Annotated in this window: 8 protein-coding genes; 1 reads left to right on the forward strand and 7 read right to left on the reverse strand. The window is 72.4% G+C overall.

Going from position 1 to position 14,852, the window contains the following annotated elements; all coding sequences use genetic code 11:
• Nucleotides 1-113: 113 nt before the first annotated feature.
• The 5 genes from gatB to ACWEN6_RS23135 all read right to left on the reverse strand — a co-directional run bounded on the left by gatB (nucleotide 114) and on the right by ACWEN6_RS23135 (nucleotide 10,106).
• Complete coding sequence (gene gatB / locus ACWEN6_RS23115; protein ID WP_452572663.1) at nucleotides 114-1,622, reverse strand: Asp-tRNA(Asn)/Glu-tRNA(Gln) amidotransferase subunit GatB; 1,509 nt, start codon at nucleotides 1,620-1,622, stop codon at nucleotides 114-116.
• Nucleotides 1,619-3,109, reverse strand: a complete 1,491-nt coding sequence (gatA, locus tag ACWEN6_RS23120) for an Asp-tRNA(Asn)/Glu-tRNA(Gln) amidotransferase subunit GatA (RefSeq protein WP_380829433.1) — start codon at nucleotides 3,107-3,109, stop codon at nucleotides 1,619-1,621. The genes gatB and gatA overlap by 4 nt, the downstream gene beginning before the upstream one ends.
• The gene (gene gatC / locus ACWEN6_RS23125) at nucleotides 3,106-3,405 is read right to left on the reverse strand and encodes an Asp-tRNA(Asn)/Glu-tRNA(Gln) amidotransferase subunit GatC (protein WP_354847287.1); all 300 of its coding nucleotides are present in this window, start codon (nucleotides 3,403-3,405) and stop codon (nucleotides 3,106-3,108) included. Before gatC ends, gatA begins: the two co-directional genes overlap by 4 nt.
• Nucleotides 3,406-3,539: 134 nt before the next feature.
• The gene (locus ACWEN6_RS23130) at nucleotides 3,540-5,606 is read right to left on the reverse strand and encodes a putative bifunctional diguanylate cyclase/phosphodiesterase (RefSeq protein ID WP_452572665.1); all 2,067 of its coding nucleotides are present in this window, start codon (nucleotides 5,604-5,606) and stop codon (nucleotides 3,540-3,542) included.
• A 465-nt stretch (nucleotides 5,607-6,071) separates the two neighbouring features.
• Nucleotides 6,072-10,106 (reverse strand): S8 family serine peptidase, encoded by a 4,035-nt coding sequence (locus tag ACWEN6_RS23135; RefSeq protein ID WP_452572667.1) that lies wholly within the window; start codon nucleotides 10,104-10,106, stop codon nucleotides 6,072-6,074.
• Between the two features lie 305 nt (nucleotides 10,107-10,411).
• Between ACWEN6_RS23135 and ACWEN6_RS23140 the strand changes: the two genes are divergently transcribed.
• On the forward strand, nucleotides 10,412-11,509 hold the full coding sequence (locus ACWEN6_RS23140) for a LuxR C-terminal-related transcriptional regulator (protein WP_452572669.1): 1,098 nt from the start codon (nucleotides 10,412-10,414) through the stop codon (nucleotides 11,507-11,509).
• A gap of 258 nt (nucleotides 11,510-11,767) precedes the next feature.
• Here ACWEN6_RS23140 and ligA read toward each other — a convergent pair whose 3' ends face one another.
• Together ligA and ACWEN6_RS23150 are read right to left on the reverse strand one after the other, a co-directional pair.
• The gene (ligA, locus tag ACWEN6_RS23145) at nucleotides 11,768-14,056 is read right to left on the reverse strand and encodes an NAD-dependent DNA ligase LigA (RefSeq protein WP_452572671.1); all 2,289 of its coding nucleotides are present in this window, start codon (nucleotides 14,054-14,056) and stop codon (nucleotides 11,768-11,770) included.
• A gap of 217 nt (nucleotides 14,057-14,273) precedes the next feature.
• Nucleotides 14,274-14,774, reverse strand: a complete 501-nt coding sequence (locus ACWEN6_RS23150) for a hypothetical protein (RefSeq protein WP_452572673.1) — start codon at nucleotides 14,772-14,774, stop codon at nucleotides 14,274-14,276.
• Nucleotides 14,775-14,852 lie beyond the last annotated feature (78 nt).

The raw sequence follows: 14,852 nt of genomic DNA on the forward strand, positions 1-14,852 counted from the left end.
TGAATAGCGTACTAAGTACGGAAGCTAGGTTCGCCTCACATAAGGCGGACGGGTCTCGCGGACGATTTCCGCGAGACCCACACGCACACCAACGGACGGTTCGGTGCCCGGCGCTACTCGGAGACGCCGAGCTTCTCCAGGATCAGCTCACGGGCACGGCCGGCGTCCGCCTTGCCGCGGCTGGCCTTCATCACGCCGCCCACCAGCGCGCCCACCGCGGCGATCTTGCCCGAGCGCACCTTGTCCGCCGCGTCGGCGTTGGCGGACAGCACCTGGTCGATGATCGAGGACAGCTCGCCCTCGTCGCTGACGATGCGCAGGCCGCGAGCCTCGACCACCTCGTCCGGGGAGCCCTCGCCGGCCAGCACGCCCTCGAGCACCTGCCGGGCCAGCTTGTCGTTCAGCGCGCCGGAGGCCACCAGCTCGACCACCCGGGCGATCTGCTCCGGCGTGATCGGCAGTTCGGCCAGGGGCGTGCCGGACTCGTTGGCGCGCCGCGCCAGCTCGCCCATCCACCACTTGCGCGCGTCGGCCGCGGGCACCCCCGCCTTGACGGTCGCCTCGACCAGGCCGAAGGCGTCGGCGTTGTGCATGGCCGCCATGTCCAGGTCGGAGACGCCCCACTCGGCCTGCAGCCGCCTGCGCCGCGCCGTGGGCAGCTCAGGGAGCTCGGCGCGCAGCTCGGCGATCCACTCGGGGCTCGGCGCGATGGGCAGCAGGTCGGGCTCGGGGAAGTAGCGGTAGTCCTGCGCCTCCTCCTTGGACCGGCCAGAGGTGGTGGCGCCGGTGTCCTCGTGGAAGTGGCGGGTCTCCTGAACGATCTTGCCGCCGTCGGCGAGGATCGCCGCCTGCCGCTCGATCTCACCGCGCACCGCCCGCTCGACGCTGCGCAGCGAGTTGACGTTCTTGGTCTCGGTGCGGGTGCCCCACTCGCCGGCGCCGCGCGGCATCAGCGAGACGTTCACGTCGCACCGCAGGGAGCCTTCCTCCATGCGGACGTCGGACACGCCGAGCGTGCGCATGACCTCGCGCAGTTCGGTGACGTACGCGCGGGCGACCTCGGGCGCGAGCTTCTCGGTGCCCGGGATGGGCTTGGTGACGATCTCGACCAGCGGGATGCCGGCGCGGTTGTAGTCGACGATCGAGTAGTCGGCGCCGTGGATGCGGCCGGTCGCGCCGCCCACGTGCGTGGACTTGCCGGTGTCCTCCTCCAGGTGGACCCGCTCGATCTCGATGCGGACGGTCTCGCCGCCCACCTCGACGTCGAGGTAGCCGTTGCTGCACAGCGGCTCGTCGTACTGGCTGATCTGGTAGTTCTTCGGCATATCCGGATAGAAGTAATTCTTCCGGGCGAAGCGGCACCATTCAGCGATCGTGCAGTTCAGCGCCAGGCCGATGCGGATCGTCGACTCGATTGCCTTGTCGTTGGCCACGGGCAGCGCGCCGGGCAGCGCCAGGCACACCGGGCAGACATGGGTGTTGGGCGGCGCGCCGAAGGCGGTGGAGCACCCGCAGAACATCTTCGACGCCGTGCCGAGCTCGACGTGGGTCTCAAGGCCCAGCACCGGCTCGAAACGCTCCAGCGCCTCGTCGAACGGCATGACGGAGTGGGTGGTGGTCACAGGGACGGAGCCTCCTTCAGCAGCGGGCCGCCCCAGCGGTCCTCAAAGGCCTTCTCGACGGCGGCGCCCACCCGGTAGCAACGGTCGTCGCCGAGCACGGGGGCCATGATCTGCAGGCCGACCGGCATGCCGTCCTCGTCGGCCAGACCGCAGGGCACCGAGATGGCGGCGTTGCCCGACAGGTTGGCCGGGATCGTGCACAGGTCGGCGAGGTACATCGCCATCGGGTCGTCGGCGCGCTCGCCGATCGGGAAGGCGGTGGTGGGCGTGGTCGGCGAGACCAGGACGTCCACCTGGTGGAAGGCCGCCTCGAAGTCGCGCGCGATGAGCGTGCGGACCTTCTGCGCCGAGCCGTAATAGGCGTCGTAGTACCCGCTGGACAGCGCGTAGGTGCCGAGCATGATGCGCCGCTTGACCTCGGGGCCGAACCCGGCGGCGCGGGTGAGCGCCATGACGTCCTCGGCGCTGCGGGTGCCGTCGTCGCCGACACGCAGCCCATAGCGCATGCCGTCGAACCTGGCCAGGTTGGACGAGCACTCGGAGGGGGCGATCAGGTAGTAGGCCGGGAGGGCGTAGCCGAAGCTCGGGCAGGAGACCTCGACGATCTTGGCGCCGAGGGACTCGAGCAGGTCGACGGCCTCGCGGAAGCGGGCGATCACGCCCGGCTGGTAGCCCTCGCCGCCGAACTCCTTGACCACGCCGACGCGCAGGCCGGCGACGTCGCCGCGGCGGGCGGCCTCGACGACCGGCGGCACCTCCTCGTGGATGGAGGTGGAGTCCATGCTGTCGTGGCCGGAGAAGGCCTCGTGCAGCAGCGCGGCGTCGAGCACGTTGCGCGCGAACGGGCCGGGGGTGTCCAGCGAGGAGGCGAAGGCGATCAGCCCGTACCGCGAGGAGCCGCCGTAGGTGGGCTTCATGCCGACGATGCCCGTGACGGCCGCCGGCTGGCGGATCGAGCCGCCGGTGTCGGTGCCGGTCGACAGGGGCGCCTGGTAGGAGGCGACGGCCGCGCTGGAGCCGCCCGAGGAGCCGCCGGGGATGCGGCCGAGATCCCAGGGGTTGCGCGTCGGGCCGTAGGCGGAGTTCTCGGTGGAGGAGCCCATCGCGAACTCGTCGAGGTTGGTCTTGCCCAGGATGACCAGACCCGCCTCGCGCAGCCGCGCGGTGACGGTGGCGTCGTAGGGCGGGCGGTAGCCCTCTAGGATCTTGGACCCGGCCGTGGTGGGCATGTCCTTGGTGGTGAAGACGTCCTTGTGCGCGATCGGTACGCCCGCGAGCGGCCCGAGGGGCTCGCCGGCGGCGCGGCGTTCGTCCACCGAACGGGCCTGCGCCAGCGCCGACTCGGTCGCCACGTGCAGGAACGCGTTGACCTGCGGGTCGACCTCGGCGATGCGGTCGAGGTGGGCCTGGGTGACCTCGACGGCCGAGACCTCGCCGGAGGCGATCAGGGCGCCCAGCTCGGCGGCGGTCTTGCGGGTCAGGCTCATGCCTCCTCCCCGAGGATGCGCGGGACGCGGAAGCGGTCGTCCTCGACCGCCGGGGCGGCCGCCAGGGCCTCCTCGGGGGTCAGGCACCGGCGCACCTCGTCGGGACGGTAGACGTTCGTGAGCGGCAACGCGTGCGACGACGGCGGGATGTCGTCGGTGGCGACCTCGGAGACGCGCGCGACCGCGCCGATGATGTCATCGAGCTGGGTGGCGTAGTGGTCGAGCTCGTCATCGGACAGCGCCAGCCGGGACAGCCGGGCGAGGTGCGCGACCTCGTCGCGGGTTATGGCGGACATGAGTCGTTAACCCGTTTCATGGATGGCAATCGGACAGTGTCATCCTAGGGCGCGTGACCGAACGTGGCCGAACCATTAAGCATGGTTCTCCGGGCCATGACCGCCGGTGATCACCGGTCCGGCGGCCCCGGGCCCTACAGGGCCGTCACCCCGCGCGTGCCGCAGCGGCCGTAGGACGGCGCGCCCACCCGCTCGCCCAGCCAGTCGGTCATCTCCCCCGCCGGCATCGGCTCGGCGAACCGCCATCCCTGGGCGGCGTCGCAGCCCATGTCCTGCAGGCGCTGGGCCACCTCGTCGCTCTCGACGCCCTCGGCCACCGACCGCAGCCCGAGCGAGCGCACCAGGTCGACGATCGAGCGGACGATGCGCTCGTCGTCCACGGTCTTGCCGAGCCGCTGCACGAACGAGCCGTCGATCTTGACCTCGCACACCGGCAGCCGCTGGAGGCGCACCAGCGAGGAGTACCCGGTGCCGAAGTCGTCCAGGGCCAGCGGGATGCCGAGCTCCACCAGGGCGTGCACCGAGTCGGCGGTGTAGGCCTGGTCGGTCATCAGGATGCGCTCGGTCACCTCGAGCTGGATGGCGCGCGGCGGCAGGTCCAGGCGGTCGAGTCCGGCCTCGATCAGGTCGGGCAGGGTCGCGTCGAGCAGGTCGCGGGCCGACACGTTGACCGACACGGGCACCTGGATGCCCGCGTGCCACCAGTGGGCCGCCTGCTCCATCGCGGTGTCGATGACGTACTGGGTGATCTGCCGCATCAGGTACGACTGCTCGGCCAGCGGGATGAAGTCGTCGGGCAGGATCGGGCCGCGCTCGGGATGCCACCACCGCAGCAGCGCCTCGACGCCCTCCACCATGCCCGAGGCGAGGCCGACCTTGGGCTGGTAATGCAGCTCCAGTTCGCCGCGGCCGATGGCGCGGCGCAGGTCGCCGAGCAGGTTCAGCCGCTCGGGCGAGTTGCGGTCCTTCTCGGCCAGGTAGACCTCGACGCCGGTGCGGCCCTCCTTGGCGAAGTACATCGCGACGTCGGAGCGCTGCAGCAGCAGCTCGAAGTCGGGGGCGTGGTCGGGGTACAGCGCGATGCCGATCGAGGCGTCCAGGTCGAAGGTCATGCCCTCCAGCCGGACCGGTTCGGTGAGCGCCACCCGCAGCCGCGCCGCCACCTCGCGAGCTGCCGTGGCGTCGCGGACCGTCGGCAGGAGCACGGCGAACTCGTCCCCGCCGAGCCGCGCGACGACGTCGCCCGGCCGCACGCTGTGGGTGAGGCGGTGCGCGACGATCTGCAGCAGCCGGTCGCCGACCGGGTGACCGAGGGTGTCGTTGACCTCCTTGAACCGGTCGAGGTCGAGCAGCAGCAGGCCGACCCGGACGTCCTCGCGGGCCTCGGCCAGCGCCTCCTCGGTGCGCACGATCAGCAGTTTGCGGTTGGGCAGGGACGTCAGGCCGTCGTGCATGGCCTGGTGGTCGCGGCGCACCGACAGCGAGGCGGTGAAGTACAGGGCGGCGAGGGGCGCGACGAACAGCGGGGTCAGCGCCGGGGAGCGGCTCATGACGACGACGACCAGCGGGGCGAGCCCGAGGAGCGCGGCGTAGACCAGGCTCTGGTGGCCGATGCTCGTGCGGATCACCCGCGGCAGCGACCGGCGCTCGTGCAGCGCCACCGCCCCGCAGACCAGCAGCCCGCGCACCACGAAGTACGCCACCGCCGCGAGCGCGACCGCGGCGATGTCGGTGCCCTCCGGCACCCAGGGCGCCGCCGGGTGGGGATGGTGGCCGAACGCGGCGAGCACCACGGCCGCCGCCGTCGTGGCCAGGGTCACCTGGGAGACGTTGAACAGCACCCGGTGCCAGGCCCTGCGGTGGACCAGGCCGCTGACGACCAGCGCCAGGGAGTGGACCAGCACGGCCACCGACAGCCCGTGGTAGAGCAGCACGGCGAAGGTGAACAGCGTCGAGGTGGCCGTGCCCCCGGCCAGCCGCGAGGAGGAGACCACGATCGGCCGGAGCTCTCCGAGCACGACCAGGACGATGAGCACCCAGAACAGCGAGGTTCGCGCCAGGTCGGCGAGATCGCCGAGGCCGAGCCTGATCTCGGCGGTGAGCAGCGCCGCCAGGCCCGTGGCGACGACCCCCGTGAGGTAGGTCCACAGCGGGGAGAAGGGACGCGGCGGCGTGTCCCTCGTGTCGGATGGATCCGTCATAAGCAAGTAAACCCCCAAGAGGTCACTATGGGAGGGTACGACCTCTGGGCCACTTCGCGAAACCGGTTGGGCACGTTCCGTTACCGGTTATTTCCGGCATACGGCGGTTCTGCTTCGTCTGGGGCATGGATGCCGGATGACTGAAACTTATTGAAATAATCTTCTAGGGGTATTTTTCCAGGATCGATGCCGTCATGCGGCGGAGATCGTCCGCCCGGTGACCGGCGGGAACCGGTCCGATCCCCCCGTCGCTCCTCCCCGGACCGACCGCCGAACTTGCGCAGGAGATGTCACCCTCCGAGTACGGGCGCCGGCGGCAATGGGCGAAGGCCCGCCACCGGTGCGGTGACGGGCCTTCGGGTAGCGGACCCTATCCGGGCTCGGCCGGACGGGTTCGCTGGTCGGGCCGTGCCGTATGGCCTGGCCGGCCGGCCCTGGACGGACGCGCGCGCCCGCGGCGCGGCGTCAGTACCGGAAGCGCTGCAGCCCGTCGGCCCAGGGGTTGACCACGTACCCGGTCCGGCTCGCCGGGTCCAGGTACAGCCCCTGCCTGCTGTCCGGGCTGATGTTCGACGTGGCGATGGTCGAGTTGACCAGGTTCACCACCGGGTGCCGTGCCAGGACCTTCCCGGTGTCCGGCTCGATGACGGTGATCTCGCTCAGGGCGTTGTTGTCCCCGGTCGTGCCCGCCTCGTACAGGTGCGCGATCACCGCGACGTGGTTGAGGTCGTCCAGCGCCGCCCACGCCGGGCCGTGGGTGCCGAGGTCCGCGGGCGCCGGGCCGGTGAGCGTGGCCTGGTCGGCGACCGTCCAGGTGCTCGTCGGGAACTGCCCGCGGTCGGGCGTCGAGGCGCCGGCGAGCATGTACACCTTGGCGCCCTTGCCGTCGGGGTAGAACCCGGCGGTGCAACGCGGCGCGTCGGTGATCGGCGTGACCGTGCGGGCGTCCAGGTCCGCCCGGACCGTCCAGAACGGCACCCGCGTGTTGAGGCAGGGGCCCTGCGTGCCGGAGGTGGCGGCGAAGACGGCGCCGGTGGCCGCGTCGATCGACACGCTGCGGAAGGTGCGTCCGAGGTTCGCCGGGTTCAGCGGGATGGGCGTGCCCACCTTCCCCGTCGCCATGTCCACCGGCCACAGCTCGGCCAGGCCCGACCGGGCGTCGAAGGTCGTCACGGCCGCCCGGTGGCGCACCCGGTCCACGGCGCCGCCCTCCAGGAGGGTCATCTCGCCGTGGGTGTCGTCCTGGAGCGTGGTCGCGAGAACGCGCTTGCCGGTCGCGGTGTCGCGGACGTCGAGCTGGGGCGCCGCCGCGGCGTCGAACGGCCTGCGGGCGATCAGCGTGTGGCCGGTCGCCGGGTCCGAGCCCACGACCGACTGCGTCTGCGTGCCGCCGGACTCGCTCAGCAGCGGCGCACCGAGCTTGCCGTCGATGAGCGAGTACGGCGTCGTGGCCGAGGTCCTCACATGGGTCCCGCCGTCGTCGCCCTCGGCGAACTCGTCGGTGGCGATGAGCGCCGTCCGGCCGGTGACCTCGAAGTTCTCCAGCGCCCCCGTGACCGGTTCGCCGTCGCGGTACTCCAGGAACGACGTCGGGGACGCCTGGCCGACCGGACGGCCGTCCCGGGTCGCCAGCACGCGCACCGGGTACTGCGTGCCGGTGGTCAGGCGCAGGGCGTTCAGGTCCAGCACCGTGGTGCCCTTGGCGGACGGCAGCGCCCGCACCAGCGTGGAGGCGTGGTCGACGCCGTTGTCGTCCGGGCCGCTGCCGTTCTGGTTGGTCGCGGTGTTCAGCGACCCGTACAGGGTCGGGCCGGGGGTGAGGAACTCCACGGCCGCGCCGTCGGCGCCGCGCACGTCCTTGACGTCCCAGGACACCTTGAGCTTCGGCGCGGCCAGCGTGACCAGGGCCGAGTGGCCCTGCTCGCCGTCGCCGCCGGTCAGCAGGGGCGCCTGCGGGCGCTGGTCCGCGCCCTCGCCGACGCGCACCGCGCGGAAGTCGCCCCACACGGCGCCGCCGTTCAGGCTGACGCCGACGCCGTAGATCCCGGCGCCGCCGGCCGCGAAGGCCGAGGCGGGGATCGTCACCGAGCCCTTGCGCCCGGCGAGCGGGGTGCTCCAGTGGGCGCGGAACTTGTCGGTCGTGGACAGGGGCGTCCAGTGGCCGACGGAGGACAGCACCAGCGTGGCGTCGGACAGGTCGCGGGTGCGGGACAGGTCGTACTGCACGGTGAGGGGCTTGCCCAGTGCGATTGATCCCGGCACGACCGGCGCGGGCGCCCCCGTGCGGGTGCCGTCGGAGGCGGAGAAGGTGAGGCTCCGCGAGACGGCGGCGACGGGCTTGCCGTGGCGCAGCGCCTCGAACACCACCGGCACGGTCCGCTCGCCGTCGGCGGCCACCGGCAGCCCCGCCGCGGCGAGAAGCTCCTCCGGGAGCACCCGCAGGCTCGGCCCGTCGGCGGCGATCCGCCCACGGTCAGCGACGCGCAGCCGGTAGGTCAGATCGGCGTCGCCGCCGGTCATGTCGAGCCCGAAGGTGATCGGCGAGGTCGCGTTCTGGCCGGACGACTCGCCCCAGAAGTCCGCCGGGCCGGTCAGGTCCAGGTGGGCGGGGTCGGTGGCCTCGACGAACGAGGAGGTGACGTCCGTGGCGATGAGCTGCCGGTGCGCGACGGACAGGCGCAACGCGGCGGTGGGGATGCGGTGAGATCCGCCGAGCACCTTCTCCACGGCGGCGGTCACGTCCAGCTGCGGCCCCACGTGCAGCTCCTGGTCGGCCTGCGGCGGCTGGGCCACCGGGCGGCCGGTGGAGATGAGCAGGTCGCGGACCTCCCGCGGGCTGAGCTTCTGGCCGGTGGCCCGCGCGGCCGACAGGACGTTCGCCGCCGCCGCGGCGATCATCGGCGCGGAGGCGGACGTGCCGCCGTTAAGCGTGACCTGCGGCCCGTCGGGGGAATGGAACAGCGTCGGCAGGTTGTCGCCGGGCGCCGCCAGATCCACCCGGCTGCCGAAACCGGAAGAATAGCTCGCCGCGCCGTTGTACCGGGTCGCCGGATAGGTGGCGGTGCGGACGTCGGCCGAGGTGAGGGTGTCGTCGACCGTGGTGCCGCCCGCCGAGATCACGCCGGTGTCGCGCACGAGCGTGGGAGTGCCGGTCGCGGCCACGTCGTCGAGGGTCGTCTGCGCGGAGGCGCTGCGGGTGACCTCGGTCGGGGTGCTGCCGCCGTCCGGGCCGATCGAGACGGGCAGGGCCAGCCGCGTGCCGTCGTTGGAGGAGACGACCACGACGATGCCCGAGTCCACGATCTCGCGCAGCGTCCGGCGGATCTGCGGGTCCTCCTCCAGCCAGCGGGAGGGGAAGCCGATGGACCCGTCGGTGCCGAAGCCCAGACTGGCGGTGATCACGGTCGGCCGCGGGCGCTGGGCCGCCGCCGCGCGCAGGGCCGCGTCGATGCCCCTGCTGGAGGGCTCCTGCGGGATGACCAGGCGGTAGTCGGCGCCGGGCGCGATGCCGAGCAGGTCGGTCGGCCCGCTGCCGGTCGCCTCGGGACGCTGCCGGTCGTGCGGCAGGGGCGCCATCATGCTGAAGTCCATGAGGACCTCGCCGAGGTAGGGGTCCTGGCCCTCGATCGCGCCGGTCGGGTCGAGACGGCCGTCGTTGTCGGCGGTGTAGGCCGGAATGAGCGGCAGCGAGGGGTAGTCGAGGTAGCGCTGCCCGTCCTTGACGACGGTCGTCGGGCCGTAGGCGCGCACGTAGTCGTCGCCCGCGTCGGCCATCGCCTGGTCGGTGAGGTCGCCCAGGGACACGTTCGTGATGATCTGCCCCTTGCCGGGCAGCGCGTGCAGGTAGGTCGCGAAGTGCTGGAAGGCGCCGACCGCGTTGACGCCACCGGCGTTCAAATACGACTGGAACGAGGTCGTCAGCCCCTCGTTGGCAGGCACGGCACTCGGCGGCGCCGCGGTCGCAGCCGCGTCCGGGTCCGGCGTCGCGTCCGGGCTCGCGTCGGGCGTCGCGTCCGGGGCCGTGTCGGGGGCCGTGTCCGGGGCCGCCTTCGGGGTCGCGGACCGCGCGGCGGGGTGGCCGAGCGCGGACAGGGCGGCGCCGGGGATGGCCACCGCGCCGTAGTTCATGGCGCGCGGGCGCACCGCGGAGGTCGCCAGGCCGGACGGCGCGCCCACGGTGTAGGGGGTCAGCCGGGCGGCGTCGGCGCGGCGTTGCAGACCGGCGGCGGTCGGGGTGAGCGGCACGCCCAGGCCGGTGCGGCCGGAGTTCTGCGGCACCGGGAAGACCCGGGTCCTGCCCGCCTTGTCGGTGAGGCTGCCGGTGCCGTCGTCGGTCCAGCGGACGACCGACCCGTCGGCCAGCGTGACGGAGTGCGCCGCACCGTCCGTCCCGGGCCCCTCCTCGGCCAGCGCGGCGGGCGTGCCTGACGCCAGCAACGCGGTGGCCAGCAACGCGGCGGCCGCTGTGGCGGCTGAGACGCGCCTGAAACCTGCGGACATTCTCGTCCCTTCGGGGGGTGTTACTACTAGGTAAAATGTCGCTTTTGCACCAATCGACATGATCACCCTGGCGGCGCTCCCACCCCTGGGCAAGCCCTTGCACCTGCCACTTAGCGCAACTGCCCATGTGAGACGCCCAGCACGTGGACCGCCTTCCACGGAAAGCCGGGCCAGTCGGACCATCACCGCCGCCGCGCCCCCGCGCACCAGACGTCACTCGGATCGGTTCGGTCGGAGGCGGATTCGGGGAGAGGGGCGGCGGGTCGTACGATCGACGCCACGCGCACGCTTCGAGGAGTGACCCGATGGACCCGTCCCCCGGCGCGTCCTGGGCCGGCACCGGCCTGACGCCCCTGGCCGGGCAGGTTCTCGAATACCTGGTCGGCCATCCGGACTCCGGTGAGAGGACCGTCGCGGCGGCGGTCGGCGCGACGGCCGAGGACACCCGCCTCACCCTGGCGTCCCTGGAGGCCGACCTGCTGGCGGTGCGCGTCGACGGCACACCGGCTGGGGCCGGCGTGGAGGAGCCGCCCTCGCGCTGGCGCGCGAGCCCGCCGCGCTCCTCGCTCGGGTCGCTGCTGGCCCGCAGACGCCAGGACCTGGCCCGCGCGGAGCTCTACATGGAACGGCTGCACGAGCTCTACCGGGCCGCGGCGCACCGCTACGTCGACTCCGACCTGTTCGAGGTCCTGGAGACCCCCGCCGAGGTCGCGACCCGTTACGCGCACCTGCTCAGGACCGCCCGCGAGGAGGTGCTGCACCTGGCCAAGCCGCCCTACGTGACCTCTGTCCCCGTCGCCCGCGACGGGGAGGGACGTCCCGGTCCGGCGGCCACGCTGGTCTGGGGGGAGGAGGTCCGGCTGCGGTCGGTCTACGACAGCGACGGGTTCACCGACGCGGTGTCACTGGAGACCGCGCTGCGCGGCACCTCCCGGGGAGGGGAACTGCGGCTGGCCCCGGACGTGCCGATGAAGCTGGCGGTGTTCGACCGCACCGCGGCGATCATGCCTCTGGGCGGGGCCGACCCGGCCGGCGGTTCGCTCGTGGTGCACTCGCCGCCGCTGCTGGAGGTGCTGACCGCCCTGTTCGAGAACATCTGGCACCGCGCCGTCCCGGTCTCCCTCGGCCCCCACCCCCGCCCTCCCGCCCCGGACGACCGAACCTCCCCTGCGGCCGACCGGGCGGCCGTCCTGGGCGGCCCGGACGAGCGGACCCGCGAGATCCTGCTCCTGCTGTCGGCGGGGATGAAGGACGAGGCGGTCGCGCGGGTGCTTCACCTGAGCCGCCGGACGGTCCAGAAGCACATCAGCGACGCGGCCAAGACGCTGGGGGCGAGGACGCGCTTCCAGATCGCCCTCCTCGCCCGCGACCGCGGCTGGCTCCACCCCGGCCAAGGCGCCTGACCAGGCGCCGCACATCCGCGCGCAGACCGAGGGCACGACCACGGGAGCCGCCCCCGCCCGGAGAGTTCCACACCCACCAAGGCGGGGCGAAGGGGGCGTCCGCCGCCCTGGACCACCTACGTTCACCGGGCACGGATCTCCGCTCCGGCCATGTGCTGGAGGTCATCGGCGCCGGGTCGGCGGGTCGTGGTACGGCGATGCCGGCGCCGGTTACGGCGGACGGCCCGGTGAACGTTCGTGGACAGCCCGCCACAGGGCCTAGGCGTCCGCCGTCTCGGCGGCCTCGACGGCGCGGACCTCTTCCGTGGTGGCGGCCGCCTCTGTCACCTCGTCGGCGGGAGCGTCGCCGGCGGTGGCATCCTCGGGGGTGCCGGCCGGCTCCTGTGGGGGACGGACGGCGTCGGGGCCCTGGGCGAGGAGCGTCTCGAAGGCCGCCTCGTCCAGGATCTGGACACCCAGTTTGGCGGCCTTGTCGTACTTGGAGCCGGCGTTCTCTCCGGCGACCAGGAAGTCGGTCTTCTTGGAGACCGAGCCGGTCACCTTGCCGCCGCGCGCCTGGATGGCCTCCCCCGCCTCATCCCGGCTGTATCCGGCCAGCGTGCCGGTGACCACCAGCGTGAGGCCGGCGAGGGTCTGCGGGCCCTCGACGGCCGGGGGCTCGTCCTCCATGCGGACGCCCGCCGCCTTCCAGCGCAGGACGATCTCGCGGTGCCAGTCTTCGGCGTACCACTCGTGGATGGAGGCGGCGATGGTCGGGCCGACGCCCTCGACGGCGGCGAGCTCCTCCTCCGAGGCGCCGAAGATGCGCTCGAGGGACAGGAAGGCCGCGGCCAGGGCCTGCGCCGCCGTCGGGCCGACGTGCCGGATGGACAGCGCGACCAGCACCCGCCACAGCGGCCGGTCCTTGGCCACCTGGAGCTGCGACAGCATGTGCTCGGCGTTCTTGCTCGGCTCGCCGTTCATGTTGGCGAAGAAGGTGACGACCTTCGGCTCGCCGGTCTCGGGGTCGGTCTTGGGCAGGCCGGTGTCCTGGTCGCGGACGACCGACTTGATCGGCAGCAGGCGCTCGATGGTCAGGTCGAACAGGTCGGCCTCGGTGCGCACCGGCGGCTCCTGCGGCGGCAGCGGGGCGGTGAGCGCGGTCGCGGCGACGTACCCCAGGCCCTCGATGTCGAAGGCCCCGCGGCCGGCGGCGAAGAAGATGCGCTCGCGCAGCTGCGCCGGGCAGGACTGGGCGTTCGGGCAGCGGATGTCGACGTCCGCCTCCTTCATCCGCCGCAGCTCGGTGCCGCACTCGGGGCAGTGGGTGGGCATGACGAACTCGCGCTCGCCGCCGTCGCGCAGGGCGGCCACGGGGCCCACGATCTCGGGGATGACGTCGCCCGCCTTGCGCAGCACCACGGTGTCGCCGATGAGCACGCCCTTGCGCGCGACCTCGGAGGCGTTGTGCAGCGTGGCCCGCTCGACGGTGGACCCGGCGACGACCACCGGCTTCATCACCCCGTACGGCGTGACCCTGCCGGTGCGTCCCACGCCGACCTGGATGTCCAGCAGCTTGGTGTTGACCTCTTCGGGCGGGTACTTGAACGCGATCGCCCACCGGGGGGCGCGGGAGGTGGAGCCGAGCTGGCGCTGCGCCTCGATGCGGTCGACCTTGACCACCACGCCGTCGATCTCGTACACCGGGTCGTGGCGATGCTCCCGGTAGTACTCGATGAAGTCGTTGATCTCGGTGAGGCTCTCGACGACCTTGTAGGTGTCGGCTACCGGCAGCCCGAACGCGCCGAGCCGCTCGTAGATCGCCGACTGGGCCTCCGGGCGCGGGGAGCCGCCCTCCCAGACGCCGACCCCGTGGCAGATCATGGACAGGTCGCGCTGCGCGGTGATGCGCGGGTCCTTCTGCCGCAGCGAGCCGGCGCCGGAGTTGCGCGGGTTGGCGAACGGCGGCTTGCCCGCCGCGACGAGCTGCTCGTTCAGCTTGTGGAAGCCCTCGACCGAGAGGTAGACCTCGCCCCGGACCTCCAGCCGGTCGGGGATGCCGTCCCCGGTGAGGCGGTGCGGGATGTTCTTGATCGTCCGGACGTTGGCGGTGACGTCGTCGCCCACCCGGCCGTCGCCCCGGGTCGCGCCGCGCACCAGCCGGCCCTTCTCGTACACCAGGTCGATGGCCAGGCCGTCGATCTTCAGTTCGCACAGGTAGGGGCCGGGATCGGCCTCCAGCAGCCGCTCGGCCCTGGCCTGCCAGCCCGCGAGGTCGGCGTCGTTGAAGGCGTTGTCCAGGCTCTCCAGCCGCCGCGGGTGCTGGACCGGGGTGAAGTCGCTGGAGATGGGCGCGCCGACCTTCTGCGTCGGGGAGTCGGGCGTGCGCAGGGAGGGATGCGCCTCCTCCAGCTCGCGCAGCTCGCGCATCCACGCGTCGTACTCGCCGTCGCTCACGGTCGGCGCGTCGAGCACGTGGTAGCGCCAGTTGGCCTCCTCGGCCAGCTCGGCCAGCTCGGCGTGGCGCTCCAGTGCGCCCACGGGCACGCCCTCGACCTCGGCAGCCATGCCGTCTCCCCTCATCGTTCAGCCCCATGGAGAACGCTACGGGCTACGAAGAGTGCTCGCGCCCTCGCACAGACGTCCTACCAGGGGAATCGTTACTCCTACCATGCCACCCAGCACCGACATTTCCCCACGAAATGGACTCCCCTTCCAGCTCCCTGACGCGGTCACCGCACACCCCCACCGAGCGCGGCTCTCCAACGGATGTGTGCTGAGTGGCTCAGCCGCCCTGGGCCCAGACGCCCTCCCAGTGGGAGCACTTGCCGGTGACGCGGGTGGCGGTGCCCCGGCAGACCTTGGCCAGGGAACTCAGCATGTGGCCCGCGTCGACGCGGAAGGCGCGCGGCGCCGACCGCGAGCAGTTCTTGACCGTCGCGGTGCGGTACCCGCCCTGACCGGTCAGCCACTTGATCTTCAGCCACGAGCACGTGCGCGCGCCGCCCGCGTCGTACAGGTTCCCGGTGATCCGCAGGCCCGATCTGGTGGTGCGGATCTCGCCCTTGGCCCACCCCTTGGCGTCGGTGGAGGTCGTCGGCCCCCACGACCACTTCTCCGCCGCCGCGCTCCGAGCCTCGGCCGTCCCCTGAACCCCGGCCTCCGCCGAGGTGGCCTGAGCCGAGGCGATCCTCTGACCTGTCGCGGAGGCCGGAGCAGCGCAGAGCCCGAGTCCCAGGGTCGCGGCGGCGGTGAGCCCGAGCAGTACGTGAAGTCCGCTACGCATGTCGTTCCTTCTCTTGCGTGTGGCGATGGTGATTGCCCATCAAGAGATAGACGGCGCCGCTTGCACCGCACTTGCCCC

The sequence above is a fragment of the Sphaerisporangium sp. NPDC004334 genome, from assembly GCF_053602655.1.